Raw genomic sequence first — 22,471 nt, 5'->3', positions numbered from 1 at the left:
TTTCTTAATTATAACCTGAGAGATTTTATTACACAGCCCTGGATTGTTACCGAACTGAGGCTGGCCGACCTCAAATAGTATACTCACTCGATTGTTACCGACTCTCTCTATTTTCCGCTGTATGGTAAAAATACAGGCTCCTTCCTTCCAGCTTGCAAAATATTATTCAATAAAAAGAACTTTTTTCCTATTAATCCCAATCTTCAAACGAATTAATGTTAAAATTACCATAGATTATTAAGCTATTTAGTTAGCGTAAGAAGGTTCATAAAAAGTATAAAAGGGAGATGAAAGGTTGATTAAAAACGGATTATTTGTGTTAATGCTTATTTTATTGTTAAGTACCTGTAACGATAATGAACTTAATGCTTCTGAGGAAAAGCAATTAAGAGATCAATTGTATGCAGTTATTCATCAGTCAGGGGATCTGACAGAGGCAAATAAAGCAGATATTGATGAAGCGTTAAGTCAAGTTGACCAGCTTAGTCTTCAAGAAGAAGAAAGAGATTGGTTTGTTCAATATTACTTAATTTATTCTTCTTATGAGGGAGAAACAGATACAGAGCAGGTTTACGAAGGTAGTCAATTAAGAATGCTGTATGAAGAAACGTGGCAGGAGTTAGCTTTTGAAAGATACGGAGTTACCTTAGAGGAAGAAAGGGTGGAGGATATTATTAAAGAAGATTTAAAGCCCTTAATAGAGGATGCACTTTCTTCTGAAGAAGATGGAGAGCTTGATATACATCGTTACCTTGCAGAAAAATCAGGATATAGTCTCGAGGAACTTTATCTCCAATTTTCGAAACATATTTATGAAAGAAGGGCTATAGGCGAGGACTTAGAACCCATCTTAAAAGAAGAATATGGGATTACTGACATTCATGAAGTACGTGAGAAATACCGTATAGAAGTTTTTGATGAAATAGTGAAATCTTATTCTTGAAAGCAAAGCAACAGGTAAAGGATATTAAAAAAGGCCAGGAGAACTGTTCTCCCGGCCTTTCATATGATAAAAAATTTGCAGTCACACTTGATTTGTCCCCAAGGCTTCGCAATCAGCCTTCACCAGCTAGCTCGTAAAAGAGAGCTACTCCTCTTCGATCGTTCTTGTCACATCAACCATTTCGTACAGGCTGCTCGGGTGAATGTAGAAGTTTTCGATATCCGAGCGCAGTCCGGCAAGATGTTCGATGTGGTAAAGGGGCACCATTGGCGCTTCGTCCACAATGATTTGCTGGGCTTCATGATAAAGTTCATCGCGTTCATCAGGATCCATTTTCTGGCGTGCTGCATCGAGCAGGGCATCCACTTCTTCATTACTGTAGAACATGCGGTTCCCCGTCATCCCATGGCTGTCTGAATGGAACACGGGATACAGACCGTAATCCGCATCGCCAGTGACGGTGCCCCATGAACCAAGAAACAGTTCATGTTCTCCTTCAGAAACTTGTTCACGGTGGGCTCCGCTTTCCATAGAGACGATCTCCACGTTCACGCCGATTTGTGCCAGGTGGCTTTGAATCAGTTCTGCTGTATCAAGCCGGACACGGGAATCATCCGTCCACAGTTCTGCCTCGATTCCGTCTTCGTATCCTGCCTCCGCGAGCAAGTCGCGGGCTTCATCCACATTTTCCTCAATTGAATCAAGATTATCTGAAGCACCTGTAACTGGCGGAGCAAGAGGGCCCTCTGCTTTCAGTGCCGCACCGCCCATGACGCCTTCAACAATATCATCTTTATTAATTGCCATGGCAATCGCACGGCGGACATCCGGGTCATCAAACGGCTCCACTTCCGTATTAAAACCGAAGTACGCTAAGGACGCACTGTCATGACGAGCTACTTTCGTCTCCTCATTCTCTTCAAGACGGGAAATGTCATTCGGATTTAAATGGCCGATTATTTGGGCAGAATCAGTCTCAAGCTCGCCGACACGGGTCAGGTCTTCCGGCACGATTCGGAAAGTTAATTCATCCGCTCCCGCTTCCCCATCGAAATAATCGTCATTTTTCACGAGGTGAATTTCTTCACCGGCCTGCTGGCTGTCGAATTTATAAAATCCTGTTCCGACTGGATTCTCGTTAATGACAGAGCCAGGCTGCTCGCCATCCTCAACTGCCTGCTGATCCTCTTCAATCAGAGCCGGGCTGATCATCTGGCCGGCAGGATGTGCGAAATGCTGTTTCAACGGAGCAAACGGATACTCCGTATAAAAACGGACAGTATAGTCGTCGACTACTTCCACTTCTTCAATCATTTCGAACATAAACGCCACTGGAGAAGCCGTTTCCTCATCAAGCATCCTTTCCACGTTTACTTTCACCGCATCAGCATTGAATTCAGTGCCATCGTGAAACGTAACATCCTCTCTTAACGACACCTCCCAAACGTCGGGCTCCTCCTGCTCAAATGATTCGGCCAGGCTCATATGTATATCCAAATCCTCATCTGTGCGTACGAGCGTATCGTAAATGGTCCGCTTAACGTTAAGCGACGCGTGATCATTGCCGAAATGAGGATCAAGTGAACTGACGTCCGACTGCATATTCACCGTCAGAGCATCCGGATCTGCATCGATCTCCTCATTTTGCGGGCTGTTACCGTCAGGCGCGTTTGCCGTTTCTTCTGATTCAGGCGGCTCACCGTTTCCCGCGCAGCCGGTTAACACCGCCAAAGCGCCCGCAACTAAATACCAATGTTTCATACAAATGTCCCCCTATTGCTTTATTGTTATTTAATCCTATCTGATAACTTGGATATTTGCAAGGATTTCTCTACTTTGAGTTGAAACAAAGAATATAGAACGGAAGCTGGTAAATCTCCTATATAAAATTCTTTATAACAACAAAAAATCGTCTTCTTCCTGCTACAGCCGCATATTACTAAAAGGCACACCCTGACCGAATGAAGTAACCACAGAAAAGCCTCCTTTCGTCACGCGGAAGGAGGCTTGCATCAGTTTATTAAGTTGCGGTTTTACTAATTGCGGGAATTAGCCGGCCACTACAGGCTCAAGGCTGCATCCAGACGTATCTCATGTAGACGCTATTGTTTAATTTAATCCCCTGCTCGTGAATCGCCGTCCAGATCATTTTATCAACAGAATAGGGACTTTTTTTCTGTTGGCTTTCTACTTCTGTTTTAGTCAAGTCAATCCTCACCATTTTCCCATCAAGGATCAGCGTCACGGGCACATGTTCCGAAGCCTCCTGCCAGTCATACAGAAGAATGACATTCCAGCCCCATGCTCTAATCTCTTTATAAACCGACTCCATCACACATTCACAAAACGCCTCTGCAGTCATCTTCTTTGCCATCATCCCACGCAGCCATCCTGAATTATTCATGGTGATAACCTCCTTCAACTCAAACATTTATAGACTAAGCCAGCAACCAACTAAATTTAAGTAAAGTACAGCCATTATACCCTATTTACAGGCCCAAAAAAACTTAAAAATTGAATTTTCACACATTTTTCATTATGTTTTATCAGCGTCAAAAAAACTGTACGAGTCAGTGACTGACCATACAGTTTTTTGCCTAGTTACAGTTTATAAATAAATGTCTGAAAACGTGCCCGTACACCAGGAAAAGCCTTCAAACCTAAGCTTAATAACTCCGCTTTCAACCGGTTTCTCGCTTCTTCTTTTTTCCGGTTGTAAGACGCTTCAATTTCCGACACGAGAGCTGAGTCACACTCTGTCCCGTCCAGCTTTGTTTCAAGCTCTGTTAAAACAGCCTCGTAACGCTCGTCAATTTTCCTTTCGCTCTCTTTCGCCTGCTTATATAAACGATAGTAATCGGAAAAGCCCGGCTCCTCTTTCCCTTCCCAAGAGTGGATCATATCTTCAATGGCGTTGTACGCGTCATTTTCCAGCTGGTAAAGCTCTTCAATCAGTTGCTGTTTGCTGAATCCGCCTGCTTCCACGGTAAAATCGGCAGGGGAGATGATTAGGAAAAATGCGACAAGCAGGCTAGCGGATTGTAAAAGTGGTTTCATAGCTTAACTCCTTAAAAATGTCCGGCATTATAATCGTCATATATTCAGTCTTAACAACTGTAAGCGCGTTATACCGGTGAACGGAAGTGTTCGGAGTTTTGCCACATCCCCCTGGCTATGTTTCTGGAAGTAACTGGGGGGTCTGTCCCCCCAGTTACTTCCAAACGGGGCAGGATCAACCCACTTATTTCCGCGGCTAAACCGGGATGTTCAAAAACCAACATGGTTAGCTACCAGATTAAAAGAGCTGTCCATAATTATGAACAGCTCTTAGTAATATATATGCTGGCACAGACTTTTTTAACTTTTTCTCCCCTCACTCGTCCTCGATCACTCTGGCTACACTCTTCCCGCACTGTTTACAGTCTCCTTCAAGTAAAAGACCGTTTTTGAGAGTCTTCAAATCGTAATTCACAATAGTCGTATTAAAACAATCAGGACAAAACACGTTGTTAATCAATTTGTTTCTAATATTAGCGGGAACCTTCCGCCACTTTTTGTGGGCATTTATATCTGTTAATGACACCTGTTTCAACTCCTTTCTGAACAACTATAAACCTAAATATCACCACTATTTTTATATAGAATTCTTCCTCAAATTTTTTCTCACCTTTTTAAGTTCCTCTTTAAATGCCGAACGATGCTTATATTTTTCCTCCAGTTGTCCAATCAAGCTTTCCGCTTCTTTGATCCCGCACACGCTTCCAAACATTCGAATAGTTTCTCCAATTGATTTGTATTTATTTCGGCTGCCGGCACTTGACGAGCTTGCTTGGATAGATGTTGCAAAAAGGTTTTTAACCTCATCCTTGTAGTGAGGAAGAAGAGAGGGGTATAATTTCGTTACATCATCCAGTCTACTTTCGAAATAAGATGAAAGTTTCCCGGTTTCGTTTTCTTCTATTAACAGAGAAATGTACGCCTCTTGGACTTCAGGTGCTTCTTCCATTTTCCTTATAATAGAGGCTTTAGTTTTATTCCAATCGTCTGGAGCCGTCAGCTTTTTGAGAGGTTGATAATAGTCAAAATCCCCCTCAATGATCAGCTCCATAGCTGCTTTCCTTTGGCCTTGCTGATTGCCTGCAATTTTATGGATATGATAGCGGAGAGCCTTCCATTCTTTTCGAGGTACTGGCCATTTTTTAGCTTCTTCTTCTCCTTCAATGCACAGCCGCTCCGCCTCGGCGAAATCTTCCTGCTTTATCGCTTGATCAATGGCCTTTTTTCTTAAAGGCATTAGGTTTAGGTTATCATAGACAAATTTCTTTAATTTCTCAGGCTCACCAAAACGCTCTAAAAGCTTCAGCTGAAAAAGTTTATAATTCTCATTAATAAAGTGAAAATCACCGGAATCTTCAAGCTCTGAGTGTATCTTGTCCTCAAGTTTCTTCCTCACGGCAGGGTCGCTCCCAAAATGACTAATCACTTCCATTAACGGCAAATTCAAATCATGATCGTAGCCACGGTCTGAAAAATCATTTACTGTTCTCATAAGATCGTCTGCAACTTTCTTTTTCAGCTTTTCATTTTTCCCGTTAGCTATCTCCTGTGCTATTGTATCGATGAGTTTAAGAGTTTTATCGACAAACCCTTCCAGCTCTTCTGGATTATATACCTCTTGAAGGAGAGGATAGGTTTCCTGATAAACCATCAAACCTATCTTCATCGCAAGCTCGGTGTTCCCCTCATCCCGTCTTACATCAGCCTTTTCCAGTACAATTTCTACTTTTGTTACTGCATCTTCTATATCTGCCCCGATCTCAAAATTATAGATTCCGGCCGCATCGAAGCAGGTTCTAATTAACTCCCTGCAGAGACTAACGTCATCTTGCCCATCTGAAAACCTTAATTTAACTTGAAGACCAAATAATCTATTGTCCTCATTTATTTCAAGCAGTAATTTCACAAGGTCCTCTTTTGACAATTTGTTAAGCAGATCACTAAGTGAGCGATGTGTATGTTCTTCTACTGCTGCTTGTTTTTCGGACATGTTCATCCTCCCTTACTCATATTTCCTTTGATTCAATTATGCAGGCTTGCTCTAATTAAAGCATAAGATTAGTCATTAAACTAACTGCATCTTTTCAGCAAGCAGATCCGAATTTTTTTACTGTGTGGATGGTTTTCCCAGGAGTTCAAACATAAATAGGAAGCCTTTACAGCTTGATTTTTTCAACACGACGTGTGGCCCTCCTGCAGGTGAGCACCTAAGTCTTTTTAGATCCTTTCAGGCGATTTCTCCACAAGCTTTCACCTTCCGTCCCGTCTCTCTCGTTATATATTACACTATTTTTTTAAAATCTTTAAGAAGCCGTAATGACTCCTTAGTTAAATGGAAATTTTCTCTTATTCAGAGAGGCCAGAAATATAAACAGAAAGTTTTCTGTCTTTCTATTAAGGGTAGCCTAACATATAGGACATTCAAGGGGCATTTTTTAAAGATGGCTCTTGAATGTTAGAATGATCGAAGAGACTGTAATAATGAGTTAATAAAGGAGGAGAAAAAAGCATGAATGAAAAGCATTTTGACCGTATCAAGAATAACCGGGGGTTTATCGCGGCGCTCGACCAGAGCGGCGGAAGTACTCCTAAAGCTTTAGCTGCTTATGGTGTGACAGAGGATGCCTATGACAGCGAAGAGGAAATGTTCAACCTGGTACACGAGATGAGAACACGTATAATCACCTCCCCAGCTTTTAATTCCGATCAAATTATTGGCTCAATTTTATTTGAACAAACAATGGACCGTGAAATTGAAGGGAAATATACCGGCGACTACCTTTCCGAAAAAGGCATCGTCCCATTTTTAAAAGTTGATAAAGGGCTTGCCGACCAGGAAAATGGCGTTCAGCTCATGAAGGATATCCATGATTTAGACGACACGCTGCGCCGTGCGAATGAACGGCATATTTTCGGAACGAAAATGCGCTCCGTCATCCACGAACCAAATGAAGAAGGGATTAAGGCTGTCGTCGACCAGCAGTTCAAAGTGGCAAAACAAATTATCGAAGCAGACCTCGTACCAATTATTGAGCCTGAAGTCGACATTAACAGTACGGACAAAGAAAAATCAGAACAACTCTTAAAGGACGAAATTTTGAAGCATCTGGAAGATCTGTCTAACAGCCAGCACGTCATGCTGAAGCTGACCATCCCGACAAATGCAAACCAGTATAAAGAATTAATCGACCATCCTAACGTCGTTCGCGTCGTTGCTCTGTCCGGCGGCTATCCGCTTGATGAAGCAAACCAAAAACTGAAAGAGAACGATGGTCTGATTGCCAGCTTCTCACGCGCGTTAGTCAGCGACTTGAGCGTCGAACAGTCTGACGAAGTATTCAACCAGCAGCTTCAGCTAGCTGTTGACGCCATTTATGACGCGTCAGTTAATAAAAACTAATTTATAAGATAGACCGGCCTTGAGTAAAGCACTTGAGGCCGGCTTTTTTTGGCGCTATGGGTTGGGGCGTGGGCGTCATGTTTTTCACCGGGGGAGTATTTGTCGAAATTTGTTATATGGTAGAGTTCTGAATTTATACGGTAGAGTTTCCCCTTTATACGGTAGAGTGACACATTTATAACGTAGAGTTTCTCTTTTATACGGTAGAGTCGAGTGCCCTAAGTAGAAGGTAGAATCACCTATTTAAATAGTAATTCGGCAGTTTTTTCACTTTTTTAAAGTAAGCCTCATTATCAAAGGGGTGTCCTAAGATTACTATTCTACCAATTTAAAAAAGAGAATTAAAAAAGCCGGCTGAGCACGTAATTGAATCACGTTGCTCAGCCGGCTTTTCTGTTACAAGTCCTTTTGCGAAAATCTATGAAAATAATAAATTGACAAGCCGCTTACTAGCACAATTAAAATAGACGCCAGCGAAGCTTCATGAACCATTTCATCATTGGCGAACCGGTAAGCCTGAGTCGCCAGCGTGGAAAAGTTAAACGGCTGCAGGAATAAAGTGAGGGGAAGCTCCTTAAGAATATCGACAAATACCAGAATAAACCCTCCGAAGATAGCCCCTCTTAAAATTGGAATATCGACTTTAAAAAAAGTTGTAACTGTTGAAAAGCCGAGACCTCTCGATGCCTCTGTGAAACTAGTGCCAATTTTTTCAAAGCCCGCTTCTATGGCGTTATAGCCCACTGCCATAAATCGGATAATATAAGCAGAAATAAGCATGACAAGCGTGGTCCTTAATACGATCCCGCCGTTCAAATTTAATAAAGATAAAATTGAAAAAATAAAATCATCAATAAATATAAATAAGGTTATAACGGCGATTGCTATGGCGGCACCTGGAATAGAATAACCGAGAGTAATCACCCGGGATATAATTTTTGGAGCTAAACCTTTGTGAAGACGTGTGTAATTGCCTACGATTAACGAAATACATACGATGATAACCGCTGTAACGGTGGCGACAAACACAGAGTTAAATACGAGAGTAATAAATTCTCTTGTAAGTATATCTTCATAAGTAAGCATCGCCCAGTAAATAAGCTGCACCATTGGAATGATAAAAGCAAAGCTGAATATGACCAGACAATATGAGAATATTAACCAGCCTTTTATCCCTTTTACCTGCTGAGGCTCCACAGTCCGAATGTTGGCAGATGAGAAACTGTAATTTCTCTGTCCGCGAATGAGCCTTTCTAAAACGAGAATAATAATGACGAGAAACATGAGTATCCCCGCCAGTTTCATTGCTGAATCAAGGTCTTTCATCCCGTACCATGTTCTGAAAATCGCGGTACTGAATGTCTGGATACCGAAATAACTGACGACACCGTAATCGTTAAGCACTTCCAGAACGACAAGAACCACTCCGCCAACGATTGCCGCACGAGAGAGCGGAAGACCCGCACTGAAAAAGGTATTAAAAGGACCGCTCCCAAGAAGCCTCGCATTTTCAAACAGGGAGGCTGATTGTTTTTCGAGAAACCCTTTTGTAATAACATACACGTATGGGAACAGAAACAGCGTGAAAATAAATACCGCTCCCGGAATAGTCATGATATTAAAGTAAGCCTGGTTAACGCTCACATCAAATGTATTTCTTAATGTCGCTTGAATAACACCTGTATAATTCAGTATACCGTGATAAGCATAAGCACCGATATAAGCCGGAATAGCTAACGGTAAGATAAGCCCCCACGCAAAAAAATTCTTTAATGGAAAGCGATAATTTGTCACAAGCCAGGCTAAACTTGTCCCGATAAGCATCGTCGCTGCACCTGTAAAAACGATTAATAGGACTGTATTTATAATATATTCCTGAAGCAAATAGTCCTTTATATGCTGCCAATTTTCGTTGGCTTCTGTAAACAGGTTAACACCTATTAATAGATTTGGAATAATAATGATTGATATAAAAAACAGACTTAATACCGCCCATATGTTTAAATACTGTCGTAATCGTTTGATCAGTCTCATGAAGACACGCCCTTGATGAAATATTTAATCAATCTATTCAATTCAGTACTGGAACAGATTGAAGCCCCAAAAATTATACCGGAAATCATACTCAAATGGAATCAGTTAAGCATTGAATACGGTAAAAACCGTACCGGCTGCTAACCGATACGGTATAAGATTATATACTATTTCCAGCCAACTCGATCAAACATACGGATCGCTTCCTGTTGGTTTTCCCCTAATACAGATAAGTTAATGTCTTGTTCTTTGAATTCCCCCCATGATTGAAGCAACTCTGTCCACTCAACGTTTTCATTTACAGGGTATTCGTTATTTGCTTCTGCAAAGCTTCCCTGAGCCTCTTCACTTGAGAGAAACTCAATAAATTTCACAGCATTTTCCGGATTTTGGGAGTGATTTGTCACACCAGCACCGCTTATATTTACGTGAGTTCCAGTCGTTTCCTGGTTAGGGAAGAAAACGCCGACAGATTCCGCCACTTTCTGTTCTTCAGAATCTTCTGATTCCAGCATACGTCCAATATAATACGTATTCATAATTGCAACATCACCTTCACCAGCTACGATTGCTTTTGCCTGGTCACGGTCATTTCCCTGTGGCTCTCTTGACATATTGTCAACAATGCCTTGCGCCCATTCTTCAGCTTCTTCTTCGCCGTTTACCTCGATTAATGAAGACAGTAACGAAATATTATACATATTATCAGATGTTCGGACCGTCACACGGCCTTCCCATTCAGGCTCTGTCAGTGCCTCGTAAGTACTTAATTCATCAGGATCGACAGTGTCTTCATTATAGACAATCACACGGGCACGTTTCGTAAGTCCAAACCAGTGATTATCTTCGTCACGAAGCTTCTCAGGAATATTTTCCGACAGTAGCTCACTTTCAACTTCCTGCAGTAATCCGTCTTCTTTCGCTGCATGAAGATTTCCGGCATCAGCTGTAATGAAAACATCAGCTTCTGTATTTTCTCCTTCTATATTCATTCGTTCAATCAGTTCATCACCGCCACCTTCAATGACATTGACTTCAATTCCGGTTTCCTCTGTAAACTGATCATATAAGTCCCGGTCAGTGTCATAATGACGGCTTGTATAAAGATTCACTTCGCCAGCATCTTCATCAGTGGCTGCATTCTCTTCATTGGCTTCTTCTTCATTGGCCGCTTCCTCATTGGCAGCTTCTTCATTGGCTGCTTCTTCATTGGCTGCTTCGTTTTCAGTTGCATTTTCAGAAGCTCCCCCGTTATCTTCAGCCCCTTCATTATTGCCGCATGCTGTAATGATTAATAACATGGCAGCTACTAAACTAAACATAAACACTTTCATAGATTTACTCATCTTGTTACTTCCTCCTTGAGTATGTATTTCTTATTAAGCAAAAAATTGATAATGATTATCAATTAAGCTCTCAAAGGCGATTCTAATGCAAATGATAATCATTGTCAATGAGATTTCCATTCTTTTTTAGATATATTTTATATTTTTATATCAAAAGTCACCATTTCGTCATTTTTTCACCTGGGATCATCTCTATAAGAAGCTAGAACTTTATGTATTCTGGTTAAAAGGCGTCATTGGGTTTGTGTGTTTTACAGGGGGAGTTTTTGTCGAAATTTGTTATAAGGTAGAATTCTGTACTTATACGGTAGAGTTTCCTTTTTATATGGTAAAGTTCTGTAATTATACGGTAGAGTCCCCTAATTATAACGTAGAGTTCCCCAGCCGCAGACTACAGGTATAATACAGATCATCAAATTCTTCCAGAAGTGTCATAATTCACGCTCCTTTTCCACAGCATTTCTTATACTTCTTCCCGCTCTCACATGGACAAGGCTCATTCCTGCCGACCTTTTCACTTCTGACGGGAGCCTGCCGGAAATCATCTTCAAAAATATCGTCTTTATCCCACTCTATACCGTCTGATGGCTCCATATAATAATTGTCATAATCAAATGGGTCGCCCGCCTCCACGCCATCTGTGCCTTTCATTAATTTATAATAGTAACCCGGCAGCTTCTCCAGTTTAGCCATATATCCTTCACTATCAAAAAGCTCCCCTGTCTGCACCATATAATAGAAATCATTAAGAAAGACAGCGCCAATCATTTTCTTGGATTTCAGTTCTGTATACCCTTCTTTTTCAATCTATTAAAAACCTGGGTTATACCTTTTGGTTCATCCGCACTTATTTGTTCTTCCACGCCTTTTAATACTGTAGCCTGCATATTTTTATAAACCATTTGCCACCTCTCCTTTTCACACAATTTTAACGGTACAAGTATTATAACTTTGAGTTACCTGAACCATTAAAACAGCCTCATTTGGCGTTTTTCTGTTTGTTCTTTACCTTCGACCGCATAGCCGAGGCGCTTATAACCTTTCAGACGTTTGTCGTACATTGCCAGTAACTTCCCTACATTGTGGTCCACATAATCATAAACTTCGACAGTATCCTTTCCATCATAGGCACGGTGCAGCCGGCCAACGTATTGCTCCAACGTACCTTTCCACGAAACTGGCATTGCGAGAAACATTGTATCAAGCCTTGGGTCATCAAAGCCTTCTCCTATATATTTTCCGGTCGCTATAATAACACGTTCTTCTGTTTTTGGTATATACTTCAGTTTCTCTTGCAAAGCAATCTTTTCCTTTTTTTTGAGTTGGCCGGTTAATATGATGATATTTTTCGCAAACCCTTCTAACCTTTTGGCAAGCAGTTCTACGTGCTCTATTCTTTCGGTCAGTACAAGCGGACTGCGGCCTTTATCTAAGGCAAACAAAAGATCATTAAAAATCAGGTCATTCCGCTTTTCATCTTTTACAAGGTAGTCCAGAAGCTTTTGGTATGGCATCTCTTCCCTAAAGGGCTGAAAGGATGTCTTCCTCGGCTTTAAAATGTGATGGAAGCTTCTAACGTCTGCCATATTCTTCGAAGTTACCTTATACCGAATTGGGCCACATTGCATCAGCATGAGGGGATGAAGACCGTCTTTTCTCACTGGAGTAGCCGTGAGCCCATGGACATACGCCGCATCTACCTTTTTTAAAATTTCCTCAAAGGAATAAGCAGAGATATGATGACACTCGTCTACAATTACTTGCCCGTAGCGGTGTTGCAGGGGACGATTACGAATTGTCTGGATTGTGGCAATATCAATAATCCCGGTAGGCTTCTGCTTTCCTCCACCTATTCGGCCTATTTGATTCAAATCGATGTCCAATAGTGACTGCAAGCTAGCAACCCACTGGTCGAGGAGCTGGTTACGGTGAACAAGGACAAGAGTGTTCACCCCTCGTTCATGAATTAACCCAGCAGCTACGACGGTCTTTCCAAACCCTGTTGCCGCAGATAGCGTACCCGAATGATGAGGAAGAAGCGCGCTAACTGCCTCCTCCTGCATTGGATAAAGCGTTGCTAAAAGCTTTGCTTTAATTTTTTTTCCGTAACACCTCTTATCCTGGATCCTATGTTCAGGCAGCTGAACTCGCAATTCCTCCGCCTCTCCTCTCGGTATAAGGATATACTCCTCTGTCTCGTCATATCCTGAGATCCGACTCGGAATTCGATTTGTAGAGAAACGATTTGCCTTAGCCTTATAGTACTCAGGGTTATGAAACGAGCACACTTGTTTGAGCTCTTCAAGCTGTTCTGTCGTAAGAATATTTTTTGGGACCGCCAACCCTTGCTTGTGAAAACCACCTTCTCTACCGGCACATTCATCAAGTGGTTGGCCTGATCGCATCATATCAGCAAGCTTCGCGTCCAACTGTTTCCAAGAATATCTTGGTCTATTCTCTAAATAACCCCACTGATTATTAATTTCATTAAACTGTTTATCAATAAATATTGTCTTTCCTTCCTTCCGCCTTTCTCCTTGAAGAGGTAGAGCAATGAGATTCCCAATTCCACCTTCTTTAAGTGTATCCTGGGTCGGAAACATACGGTCAAATGAAGATAGTTTTTTCTTCCCTCTCAATTCTGAAGCTTTTTCCAGAAGACTCTGCCCTATTTTTCTTGCAGTCAATGCAGGCACCGATTCCGAGAAGAAAATCCATACGTGACAACCTTCTCCAGACCTCGAACGCTCCAGCGTTACGTCTAAATTAAAATGACGACATACTTCTGAAAGTGCTGTTACATCCGGCTCCCATCCTGAACGGTCAAAATCGAAAGCTAAAAACCAGCATTTATGCTGGCTAGATAGTGCATAAACGCCTACTGTTTTCTTTCCGGCAAGGTGCTCATAAATCACATTTGGCGTTATCGGCTCGAAGTCGCCATTCGATAATGTCACCGGAGAATAGCCTGACTTTTCACCTTTTTTCCATCGAACAGCATATACATCTGCACGGCCTTTAAACAATGACATAAATAGGCTTATACGTTTCCGAATCGCCTTCTCTCGTTGTTCACGAGTGACATCCCGAGGCAGCAATCCGTGCTGTTCCAGAAGTGTTCTGTATCTCTTATTCTCTTCTCTCAACCTTTCACACTCCATTAAAGCTGCCTGTAGCTGCTCTTCAACCGACATAAGCTCCCTCCATTCGCTTAGCGAGCATCAATGTATTTCTTTAATTATACCTATAAATACTTTCAAAATAGAAATACATACAGTCACTTTCAAACAAATAATGACTAAAGTTATTTTCTTTTTATTATTAAACAAAAGAATGTTTACGAACACAGGTTCCTATTATATAATTATAGTATACTTCTTACTTCTACGATTTCGGGCTGGTTCCTTTCCAGACTCTTCCAAAATCGCCAGCACGCGCTTCTATAACCTTCATTGGCATCAGTCATCCCAGGAACTGCTACCTAACGCCAAATCCAATACGTAAGGTGGTGAGTGGCGCCCGAATATAGTTCGACCTTCTCTTTTGTTTTTGATAGAAATCAGTTAAACTAGCTATTAAAACTGCTCCGGTATGTAAAATTTCCACTTACTAATTTCTTAACCTGGGAGGAATTGTAATGAGCGACAAATTACTTCATGAAATCATAAATACATTGAATGGTATGAAAAGCGATATCTCTGAACTTAAAGAAACAACTGCTCGAATGGAGAAAAAGCTCGATACAACATTTGATCAGACTGGGAAACTGACAGAGCAGCACGATACGATGATGGCCCGGCTCGATAAGATGGCTACGAAAGAAGATCTTGAGTTTTTTGACATGAAACTGGGTAAACACGACCGTGAAATTTACGATCTGAAAAAGCAGGCATAACAAAACCCTGACTTGATCCACTCAAGTCAGGGGTTTTTTCTATTCCCCAGTTTACTCCCCCGCAATTTCAAACCTTTATCTCAATTCTTACTCCCTTTTATCCTTTCAGTTATCAATCAGCAAAACAAGCATACTTATTAAATAAGCATTTAAAAACACTTTAAAATGAGGGGGATAAGATTTGGAAGCTGAAGCAAAGGAATTTGGGATGAAATTTATATTAGCAGTGATCAGTTATATAGTAGCCGGTATATTCACAGGCGTCGGGTTCCATAAACTATTTGTTTATGAAAGCCATAACATTCTTTTTGAAGAGGCTAAAAACGCGTATGTAGAGGGCGATGCGTATAACTACATAATTAATGCCAACTACGCAACGGCTTACTTTACGCTAGCTATTCTCTTTACAATGATAGGAAGCACTTTTTTAATAGCGAATTTCCTTACAAAGCGGGCTGAGAAAGAAGGCTGCGATGATGACAGCACTGCCGACACACATTAAATAACTCACAGTTTAATAAAAAGGTGAGGCGGAAAATTCGCTTCATCTTTTTTAAAAAGGTTTGTTCGTTACTGCGTCCCAGTCAGAGAACCTATAACTCCCCGCCTGAAGATCATATTAACACTACTCCACTCCCCTTCCACATTTCTCCATAAAACTATATAAATCTATTTACAATATTTAGTTTTACTCATACTAAAAAAGTGAAAAGCCCCCGTACAGAAAAAATCCTCATTTAAAAAATAAATGAAGAGATGGACAGGGGGCACGGTTATGAACAGAACACTATTAGGAGTACTCTGTTTATCTTTAGCGGCAAGTCTGTGGGGAGGAATGTTTGTCTTCACAAAATACGTACTAAATTATATTCCTCTCTTCACGTTAATCTGGCTGCGCTATATGATTGGTTTTTTAGTATTATACTTTCTTCTGAAATGGCACCAGAAAAAATATGGACAAAGAAAATCCTATACAAAGAACGACTGGCTGGTTCTTATCAGGCTTGGGTTTATCGGTTATTTTGTCACGATCGTTGGCCAGTATATAGGTGTAGAGCTGTCTAACGCTTCAACCGGAGCGCTCATCACCGCTTCATCCCCGGCCTTTATACTGATCTTTGCCCGCATAATGCTGAAAGAAAAGTTAACAAAAAGGAAAATCACCGCGCTTCTTCTGGCAACCGCAGGAGTCATCATGACGATTGAATGGGACACCAGCAACAACGGCGTCCTGCTGGGAAGCCTGGTGCTCTTCATGGCTGCCATTTCGTGGTCGTTATTTTCGGTGTATGTGAAGCTGGCAGCCAGGACATTTACTTCCCTGGAAACCTCAGCTTACGGCCTTCTTGCAGCCACTGGTTTTACAACCCCGCTGATGGTTTGGGAGTTGCAAAGAAGTGAGGTCTACTTTGGAAGCCCGCTCATCATACTGTCCGTGTTATATTTAGGTATTGCAGCAACGGCAGGGACATTTTATTTGTGGAATAAAGGTATGGAATTAATGGATGCCGGCGTCGGCTCGCTGTTTCTGTTTTTCCAGCCGCTTGTCGGAGGCCTGCTCGGGTGGCTCTGGTTGAATGAAACCATCGGCCTGGACTTTCTCGCCGGCGGCCTGCTGATCATGCTCGGCATCGTTATTGCCACTTGGAAGCATAAGAGCAAGAGGTACTACAGGAGAGAGTATAGGAAGACAGGAAAGAGAATGGCATAAAATCGACAAGTAGGCACTTGTCGATTTTATTTTCGCGATTTTTCATTCTAATCCTGCAAGTTAGGGGGACAGCAATAATTTCTCTCCTTCTGTAATACTTACAAATGACTCACCGTATTTTTCATCGTTAATTTAATGATATTTATGAGCGCACCTTTACTTTTTAAAAAGTGAGAAGAATTTCGCCAGTTCCATTAATTACTTTCTTAATATCTTAAATGCTTTGTAATTCTTGTTACAATTTACTGATAAAACATTTACTTTGGAAACAATTGCTTTTTTAGGCCCTTTCTTAACTTTTTCTATGAAAAGCTCCATCATTTCAGAAGATCCTTGAGCAACAATTTCTACACTGCCATCTGGTTTATTTTGGACCCAACCTGCAATGTTGTAAAGATATGCCACCTTACGTGTATATTTTCTAAAGCCTACACCCTGTGTATTACCAAAAACCAATAAACGTTTTGTTTCCATTTATATACACCCCTCCCTTATTTATAAAATATATTTAATATAAGTTCCCTTATTGTAAATTTAGAGGTTACACAGATTTAGTTAAAAGTAATTGTTGCTAATTATTAAATTAAGCCTTGAATTAAATCTTCCCTTTATTGTTGATTTCACAATCTAAATACAGGTTGTATTTTGCTCTAATTTTTTTAGTAAGTTAATCTTTTTTTAATTTATTCTAATTAAATATAAATGTATAGACGGCAGATACTATGCATTTGAACTAATTTTCATAGTTTCTTCCCGTTCATTATCAATACTTTCTCATTCAATTCACTTAGTAATTTCAGACTTTATTCAGGAGATGTACGAATAAAGGAGTCAAACGGAGGTCTCATGGACGACTGGTGAAGGCACACGCGGAGAAAAAACTCATTTTGTTTATCATAAAAGAACTACTTCTGTTACAAGTGGTGTATTATATTTATTCATCTGTATTTTACTTAAATCACGGAATTAGCCATGACAATTACACCATGCGTGTAAATATATGAAACGCACTACTCAAATCATTGTTTCTGTCAATTGACAAGTGACAGTGGCACATCAAAATGATTCGGCAAATGATATAATGTAAAAGACTGTTTTATACAAATAATTTATCAGGGGTATAATACCCGTTAGAATGCCTTGAGGATGGTGAGAATGCTGAAAAAAGTCACAGTTCAAAATATAGTTGAAACATTTTCATTGAAAGTATTAGCCGGGGAAAAACATTTAAATAAAACAATTACACAATCAAATGTCCATCGGCCAGGACTTGAATTCGTCGGTTATTTTGATTTTTTTCCGACTGAAAGAATTCAAATATTAGGGACAAAAGAAATTACCTATTTGCACATGTTAAGCAAAGAAGAACGGAAAACCCGGATTGGAAATATTGTTCATTACCATCCTCCTTGTTTTATCGTAAACTCCGAAGAAGAAGGACTTACATATTTAACACATCATTGCACAGAAGAAGAAATCCCGTTATTAATTACAAACCATAAGGAATCATCAACAGATTTTATTGAAAAACTCAGATTATACTTGTCAAAAGAACTGGCTCCGCAACTATCCATACATGGCGTATGTATGAATGTGTCCGGCATTGGCATATTGCTCCGGGGAAATTCAGGGGTGGGAAAAAGTGAGACAGCCCATACGTTAATTGGTCGTGGCCACCGTCTCGTCGCTGATGATATTGTGGTCCTTAAGAAGATCGGCCTTCAGGCTCTTCTCGGAACCCACGATAAAAAAACGAAGGAATTTCTGGCTCTTCGCAGTATCGGCTTGCTGAATGTAGTCCGTTTATACGGAAGTAAGGCTTTCCAGGAAGAAACCCGGATTGCTCTTGATATTAAATTGACGAAATGGGAAAAGGACGACTTGAATAACGAGTTGGACCAGGAATTTCACTTTACGGAATATATGGGTGTTAAAATTCCTTCCGTTGAAATTCAAGTTCAGCCTGGACGTGATGTGGCAGGATTAATTGAAGCAGCTGTACATAACTGGATTCTGAAAAAACAAGGATACAGCGCCGCAGAAGAATTCATGAGCAGGATTGAAAGCGAGATTGAGAACTCTGACTAACCGGGTGCAGGCATTGTCTTAATAGCATCCGAAGTGGTAGAAAAAAACCTGTTCAAGTTAGCCCATTTCAGCTGACTCGAACAGGTTTTTTAAAAGATTTTTATTTTGAAACCCTAAGCCAGCCATGTACTTGCAGTCTGCCTTCATAAGGCCCTGCTGATTTAAGTCACTGTTTTTGGTCAGGAAGCAAGACAACCTTGCCTAATTTACCTGCCTTTTTAAAATAAAGTTGAGCTTCTCCCGCTTTTTCTAAAGGAAAAGTGCAATCGATTACTGGTTTGATTTCCCCTTCAGAAATCGCGTGAAGCATGCGTTTGAACTCTTCCCTTGTTCCCAACACAGAACCATAAAGAGTAATATGCTTTAAGTACAACGTTCTAAAATCAAGCTCTGTCTTCTGACCGCCCGCAGAGCCAGATGTACAGAATTTCCCTCCTTTCTTCAGTACGTGAAGGGACGTTGAAAACAGCGCATCGCCTACCACATCTAATACTGAGTCAATCGGTCCCTCATTGACTTCTATTATGTCTTCAGCAAGGTTCTTTGAATGATAAGACAGTACATGAGTTGCTCCCAGTTCCTTCATTTTTTCTTTCAAACTTAAGTCACCAACAATTGCAATCACCTTAGCACCAAATACTTTAGAGGCAATTTGTACATTTAATGATCCAACCCCACCATTTGCTCCAGTTACCAAAATAGACTCTCCAGGCTGGACTTGAATTTGTTCTGTCATATGCCATGCTGTCAAACCACTAACAGTAAAAACAGCACTTTCTGTGAAATCGGTAAGAGGCATATCAAAACAAAGGTTAGCCGGCCACACGACATATTCCGCATATCCGCCATCATATTCTGACCCTATAAAGGACATATCTTCTGAAATATGTTCGACACCATTATCTCCAGTAGATGTAAATGGGAAAAGGACAACATTTTTTCCAATCATGGATTTATCAACAGAATCCCCTGCCTTGACGATGCTTCCTGTTATATCAGAACCGGGCGTACGAGGAAATTGTACTCCCTCAGGTTTCCACCCTGACTTTGAACCAGTCCCATAAGCCCCTTCTCTCATCCAAATTTCTGTATTATTTATTGCACAAGCTTTTACTTTAATTAACACTTCATGTTCTTCAGGTTCCGGAATAGCTTGTGTAACCACTTCTAACTTATCTACATCACCGTATCCTGTGACTTGTACTGCTTTCATAACGGTTGCCACCTCTTTTGTTTAGATTAGTCCAGTTTCAATTATATATTCTTTCATAGCTTCTTCAAAATAACAGCTTCGTTACTTTAAGTACACCCATTCACGTTGACAAAATAAGGAGATTGATCATATAATACAGTCAATTACACAACCTTCACGTTGAGTACCCAAATAGGGTAAAAGAGGAGTTTGTTTTATGAGTGTGAATGTTCTTAACTAATCCGTAATTGGATATGTACGAAAGGTTTAAAAATCGACATTACGTCGGTTTATTTAGTGTTCCTTTTCGTACGTGTTAAGAACCAAGCATTTAAACAGCACGCTTCTATCTTATTTCAGGTGCGTCTGTTCAACGTGAAGGGCGGACGAACGCCTCAAGCGATTGCTTGAGGCGTTTTTTGTGTACAATTTTAATGCCATATGGACGGCACAGAGCTGTCGTCTGCATCCATCTCCTGAAACGATACAGCGTAAAAATATAATGACTCATTTTTTTAATAGAAAGGAAGATCCTTACGATGAACCAATCATCATTGCAGCAACTTGACTATGACAACATATTAAACACCGTGGCATCCTTTGCCCACACTGATCGAGCTAAGGAAACGATCATGGCAAGTGAACCAAAGCTTGTAAAGAAACATATTGACCAAATGCTTATAGAAGTTAATCAAGCCGCGCGTATTTTAGATATGAGCTCCAGTGTGCCCATCCACTCTTTGGACGAAGTGGCAACTTATCTTAAACAAGCTCATAAAGGACTGTTTTTACGACCTGACCAGCTTGAACGTGTGGTTTCTTTTCTCGAACATTGCCGGAAGCTTAAGACGTTTATGAAAGATAAAACTTCCGTGGCTCCGGATGTTGCTAATTATGTGCATTCCATAGCGGATATGACAACCTGTGAAAATGAGATTAGCGGCAGCCTTCGTCACGGGAAAATTGATGATTACGCCACTCCTGAGTTGGCGAACATACGACGCCATCTTCGCTCGAAACAAGCAGAAGTAAAGGAAAAAGCTGAAGCCATGTGCCGGTCTAAAAAGATGACCCCCTACCTCCAGGAGAGTATGGTCGTTGAGAAAAATGGTCATTTTACGATACCAGTCAAAAAACAGTACCGTTCAAAAGTGAATGGAAGCGTGGTGGATACCTCCGCTTCTGGCGCAACTGTTTTTATGGAACCGACTGAAGTGGCGGCCATATATGAGGAATTGAATCATCTTATCATGGCAGAAGAACATGAAGTTGAAACCATCCTTTATCAGCTAACGGCTCTTGTTCTTGAAATAGAGCCGGATCTTCATATCGCTATGGAAACAATGCATCATTATGATGTGATATTTGCTAAAGCGAAATATGGCCGTTCCATCGATGGCATTGTTCCCGAGCTTAATGAATCCTTTACGATTCACATAGATCAAGCCCGTCACCCATTGTTAGGAGAGAAAGCAGTACCTCTTTCCCTTCAACTTGGTCTACAAGAGCGTGCACTTGTCATTACCGGACCTAATACCGGGGGAAAAACCGTCACGTTGAAAACGGTCGGACTTCTAACATTAATGGCGCAAACGGGCTTGATGATTCCTGCTGGGGAAAAAACGTCGCTCCATATTTTCCAAAAAATTTATGTGGATATTGGCGATGGGCAGAGTATTGAACAAAATTTAAGCACGTTTAGCTCTCGTCTTACAAACATCATCGATATTCTGGAGCACGCCGATGATAAAACGCTCGTTCTTATCGATGAACTTGGCTCCGGAACGGACCCAAATGAAGGCATGGCCCTTGCTCAAGTCATCCTTGAGCAAATGTTTGCGAAAGGTTCAACCATTTTTGCCACAACCCATTATCGTGAGCTAAAGTCACTTGCCCAAACACATGAAGGTTTCCTTAACGGGTCGATGGCATTTGATGTTCAGACGCTTCAGCCCACTTACCGGCTTTTATTAGGAGAAACCGGGAACAGTCAAGCGTTCGATATTGCTTATAAGCTTGGTTTGCATCCTGAGTTAATCAAACGGGCTCATCAACTAAGCGATCGTCAGTCTGAGGCTGATCGCTTCGCTGTTGACGAAACGGACCAGGCTCAGAAGCGGCGCTATGAGAAACAACTTGCAACGACGAAATACGCCAGAAAGCAGCGAAAGCAAAAGGAGTCCTCCATTCCCATCTTCAATCAAGGAGATAATGTCACCGTCTCTCCTAAAGGTTCGGTAGGCATCGTCTATAAAGGACCAGATGAGACTGGGAACTATATTGTTCAAATCAAAGGAGAAAAGCATCGCGTGAACCACAAACGGTTAACACTAAAGATTCCAGCAAGGGACCTTTATCCTGAGGATTATGATTTTGACATCATCTTTAAGTCCGTTGAGTATCGAAAAACGAAGCATAAGATGGATCGTAAACACGTCGAAAGCTTAACTCTTCATGAAGAAGAGAATTAAGTTTCAACTAAAGATAGTGCAGGGCTCCGCAATTAATTACAAAACTCCGGCAAAAAATTTTGCCGGAGTTCCATTTATGAAATCAACCTCGATAGTGATAGTTAAAGTCTGAAACAGAAACCTTATTTCATCCTGGGCCTCCTGATTTTTGACATAAAAAACCACCTTCGAAAGGAGATACTTACTTCATTTAATCTTGTTCTACAAATTCAACATCGATAATCTCTGATTCATCAAATTGAGTATTGCATTAGGAAAGAGCCAGTTATGCGGACTTTTAAGCCACCAATTGCGGACAATAGAGCCACTCAGTGCGGAACTAAGAGCCAAGATA

19 protein-coding genes are annotated in these 22,471 nt (G+C 41.0%); 7 read left to right on the top strand and 12 right to left on the bottom strand.

Translation table 11 applies throughout. The features are described from left to right. Window positions 1-295: 295 nt before the first annotated feature. Complete coding sequence (locus BMW59_RS05655; RefSeq protein WP_093048591.1) at window positions 296-943, top strand: hypothetical protein; 648 nt, start codon at window positions 296-298, stop codon at window positions 941-943. A 144-nt stretch (window positions 944-1,087) separates the two neighbouring features. On the opposite strand, the gene BMW59_RS05650 is transcribed toward BMW59_RS05655, so the two are convergent. The 5 genes from BMW59_RS05650 to BMW59_RS05630 all read right to left on the bottom strand — a co-directional run bounded on the left by BMW59_RS05650 (window position 1,088) and on the right by BMW59_RS05630 (window position 5,990). Further along, window positions 1,088-2,704 carry a glutathione ABC transporter substrate-binding protein gene (locus BMW59_RS05650; protein WP_093048589.1) on the bottom strand — a complete coding sequence of 539 codons (1,617 nt, stop codon included), beginning with the start codon at window positions 2,702-2,704 and terminating at the stop codon, window positions 1,088-1,090. 307 nt (window positions 2,705-3,011) lie between these two features. Beyond that, window positions 3,012-3,347 (bottom strand): hypothetical protein, encoded by a 336-nt coding sequence (locus tag BMW59_RS05645; RefSeq protein WP_093048587.1) that lies wholly within the window; start codon window positions 3,345-3,347, stop codon window positions 3,012-3,014. A gap of 197 nt (window positions 3,348-3,544) precedes the next feature. Further along, complete coding sequence (locus tag BMW59_RS05640; protein ID WP_093048584.1) at window positions 3,545-4,000, bottom strand: hypothetical protein; 456 nt, start codon at window positions 3,998-4,000, stop codon at window positions 3,545-3,547. Between the two features lie 316 nt (window positions 4,001-4,316). Further along, window positions 4,317-4,526 carry a hypothetical protein gene (locus tag BMW59_RS05635; protein ID WP_093048581.1) on the bottom strand — a complete coding sequence of 70 codons (210 nt, stop codon included), beginning with the start codon at window positions 4,524-4,526 and terminating at the stop codon, window positions 4,317-4,319. Between the two features lie 51 nt (window positions 4,527-4,577). Further along, on the bottom strand, window positions 4,578-5,990 hold the full coding sequence (locus BMW59_RS05630) for a hypothetical protein (protein ID WP_093048578.1): 1,413 nt from the start codon (window positions 5,988-5,990) through the stop codon (window positions 4,578-4,580). A gap of 519 nt (window positions 5,991-6,509) precedes the next feature. Between BMW59_RS05630 and BMW59_RS05625 the strand changes: the two genes are divergently transcribed. Further along, entirely contained in the window at window positions 6,510-7,400 is an 891-nt protein-coding gene (locus BMW59_RS05625; RefSeq protein ID WP_093048575.1) for a fructose bisphosphate aldolase, read from the top strand. A gap of 396 nt (window positions 7,401-7,796) precedes the next feature. Here BMW59_RS05625 and BMW59_RS05620 read toward each other — a convergent pair whose 3' ends face one another. The 5 genes from BMW59_RS05620 to BMW59_RS05605 all read right to left on the bottom strand — a co-directional run bounded on the left by BMW59_RS05620 (window position 7,797) and on the right by BMW59_RS05605 (window position 13,974). Continuing rightward, window positions 7,797-9,434: an ABC transporter permease gene (locus BMW59_RS05620; protein ID WP_093048572.1), complete on the bottom strand. Its 1,638-nt coding sequence runs from the start codon at window positions 9,432-9,434 to the stop codon at window positions 7,797-7,799. A 167-nt stretch (window positions 9,435-9,601) separates the two neighbouring features. Continuing rightward, the gene (locus BMW59_RS05615) at window positions 9,602-10,780 is read right to left on the bottom strand and encodes a Fe(3+) ABC transporter substrate-binding protein (RefSeq protein WP_245732965.1); all 1,179 of its coding nucleotides are present in this window, start codon (window positions 10,778-10,780) and stop codon (window positions 9,602-9,604) included. A gap of 438 nt (window positions 10,781-11,218) precedes the next feature. Then, on the bottom strand, window positions 11,219-11,548 hold the full coding sequence (locus tag BMW59_RS22015) for a YecA family protein (protein ID WP_245732964.1): 330 nt from the start codon (window positions 11,546-11,548) through the stop codon (window positions 11,219-11,221). Window positions 11,549-11,559: 11 nt separating this feature from the next. Continuing rightward, window positions 11,560-11,682 (bottom strand): hypothetical protein, encoded by a 123-nt coding sequence (locus BMW59_RS22200; RefSeq protein WP_281244220.1) that lies wholly within the window; start codon window positions 11,680-11,682, stop codon window positions 11,560-11,562. 66 nt (window positions 11,683-11,748) lie between these two features. Next, entirely contained in the window at window positions 11,749-13,974 is a 2,226-nt protein-coding gene (locus BMW59_RS05605) for a DEAD/DEAH box helicase (protein ID WP_093048569.1), read from the bottom strand. Between the two features lie 443 nt (window positions 13,975-14,417). Here BMW59_RS05605 and BMW59_RS05600 point away from each other — a divergent pair, with 443 nt between their 5' ends. The 3 genes from BMW59_RS05600 (at window position 14,418) to BMW59_RS05590 (ending at window position 16,386) form a co-directional block, all read left to right on the top strand. Continuing rightward, complete coding sequence (locus BMW59_RS05600; RefSeq protein ID WP_093048565.1) at window positions 14,418-14,675, top strand: hypothetical protein; 258 nt, start codon at window positions 14,418-14,420, stop codon at window positions 14,673-14,675. A 181-nt stretch (window positions 14,676-14,856) separates the two neighbouring features. Next, complete coding sequence (locus BMW59_RS05595) at window positions 14,857-15,177, top strand: hypothetical protein (protein WP_177174202.1); 321 nt, start codon at window positions 14,857-14,859, stop codon at window positions 15,175-15,177. A 273-nt stretch (window positions 15,178-15,450) separates the two neighbouring features. Next, complete coding sequence (locus BMW59_RS05590) at window positions 15,451-16,386, top strand: DMT family transporter (RefSeq protein WP_093048562.1); 936 nt, start codon at window positions 15,451-15,453, stop codon at window positions 16,384-16,386. 198 nt (window positions 16,387-16,584) lie between these two features. On the opposite strand, the gene BMW59_RS05585 is transcribed toward BMW59_RS05590, so the two are convergent. After that, window positions 16,585-16,860, bottom strand: a complete 276-nt coding sequence (locus tag BMW59_RS05585) for an acylphosphatase (RefSeq protein WP_093048559.1) — start codon at window positions 16,858-16,860, stop codon at window positions 16,585-16,587. A 684-nt stretch (window positions 16,861-17,544) separates the two neighbouring features. Between BMW59_RS05585 and hprK the strand changes: the two genes are divergently transcribed. Beyond that, complete coding sequence (gene hprK, locus BMW59_RS05580) at window positions 17,545-18,474, top strand: HPr(Ser) kinase/phosphatase (RefSeq protein WP_093049391.1); 930 nt, start codon at window positions 17,545-17,547, stop codon at window positions 18,472-18,474. A 166-nt stretch (window positions 18,475-18,640) separates the two neighbouring features. Here hprK and BMW59_RS05575 read toward each other — a convergent pair whose 3' ends face one another. Then, window positions 18,641-19,687, bottom strand: coding sequence for a zinc-binding dehydrogenase (locus BMW59_RS05575; RefSeq protein ID WP_093048556.1), 1,047 nt, complete (start codon window positions 19,685-19,687; stop codon window positions 18,641-18,643). Between the two features lie 518 nt (window positions 19,688-20,205). Here BMW59_RS05575 and BMW59_RS05570 point away from each other — a divergent pair. Continuing rightward, the gene (locus tag BMW59_RS05570) at window positions 20,206-22,137 is read left to right on the top strand and encodes an endonuclease MutS2 (RefSeq protein WP_093048553.1); all 1,932 of its coding nucleotides are present in this window, start codon (window positions 20,206-20,208) and stop codon (window positions 22,135-22,137) included. Window positions 22,138-22,471: the final 334 nt, after the last annotated feature.

Source organism: Salipaludibacillus aurantiacus (assembly GCF_900111295.1).
Taxonomy (GTDB): domain Bacteria; phylum Bacillota; class Bacilli; order Bacillales; family Salisediminibacteriaceae; genus Salipaludibacillus; species Salipaludibacillus aurantiacus.
Note: the sequence above shows the minus strand (reverse complement) of the source record. Positions and strands in the feature narration are given on the sequence as shown.

Bases quoted from the DNA above. Each gene is read 5' to 3' on its own strand.
- BMW59_RS05650 (WP_093048589.1), bottom strand. From the start codon at position 2,704: ATGAAACATTGGTATTTAGTTGCGGGCGCTTTGGCGGTGTTAACCGGC.
- BMW59_RS05645 (WP_093048587.1), bottom strand. From the start codon at position 3,347: ATGAATAATTCAGGATGGCTGCGTGGGATGATGGCAAAGAAGATGACT.
- BMW59_RS05640 (WP_093048584.1), bottom strand. From the start codon at position 4,000: ATGAAACCACTTTTACAATCCGCTAGCCTGCTTGTCGCATTTTTCCTA.
- BMW59_RS05630 (WP_093048578.1), bottom strand. From the start codon at position 5,990: ATGTCCGAAAAACAAGCAGCAGTAGAAGAACATACACATCGCTCACTT.
- BMW59_RS05625 (WP_093048575.1), top strand. From the start codon at position 6,510: ATGAATGAAAAGCATTTTGACCGTATCAAGAATAACCGGGGGTTTATC.
- BMW59_RS05620 (WP_093048572.1), bottom strand. From the start codon at position 9,434: ATGAGACTGATCAAACGATTACGACAGTATTTAAACATATGGGCGGTA.
- BMW59_RS05615 (WP_245732965.1), bottom strand. From the start codon at position 10,780: ATGAGTAAATCTATGAAAGTGTTTATGTTTAGTTTAGTAGCTGCCATG.
- BMW59_RS22015 (WP_245732964.1), bottom strand. From the start codon at position 11,548: ATGATTGGCGCTGTCTTTCTTAATGATTTCTATTATATGGTGCAGACA.
- BMW59_RS22200 (WP_281244220.1), bottom strand. From the start codon at position 11,682: ATGGTTTATAAAAATATGCAGGCTACAGTATTAAAAGGCGTGGAAGAA.
- BMW59_RS05605 (WP_093048569.1), bottom strand. From the start codon at position 13,974: ATGTCGGTTGAAGAGCAGCTACAGGCAGCTTTAATGGAGTGTGAAAGG.
- BMW59_RS05600 (WP_093048565.1), top strand. From the start codon at position 14,418: ATGAGCGACAAATTACTTCATGAAATCATAAATACATTGAATGGTATG.
- BMW59_RS05590 (WP_093048562.1), top strand. From the start codon at position 15,451: ATGAACAGAACACTATTAGGAGTACTCTGTTTATCTTTAGCGGCAAGT.
- BMW59_RS05585 (WP_093048559.1), bottom strand. From the start codon at position 16,860: ATGGAAACAAAACGTTTATTGGTTTTTGGTAATACACAGGGTGTAGGC.
- BMW59_RS05575 (WP_093048556.1), bottom strand. From the start codon at position 19,687: ATGAAAGCAGTACAAGTCACAGGATACGGTGATGTAGATAAGTTAGAA.
- BMW59_RS05570 (WP_093048553.1), top strand. From the start codon at position 20,206: ATGAACCAATCATCATTGCAGCAACTTGACTATGACAACATATTAAAC.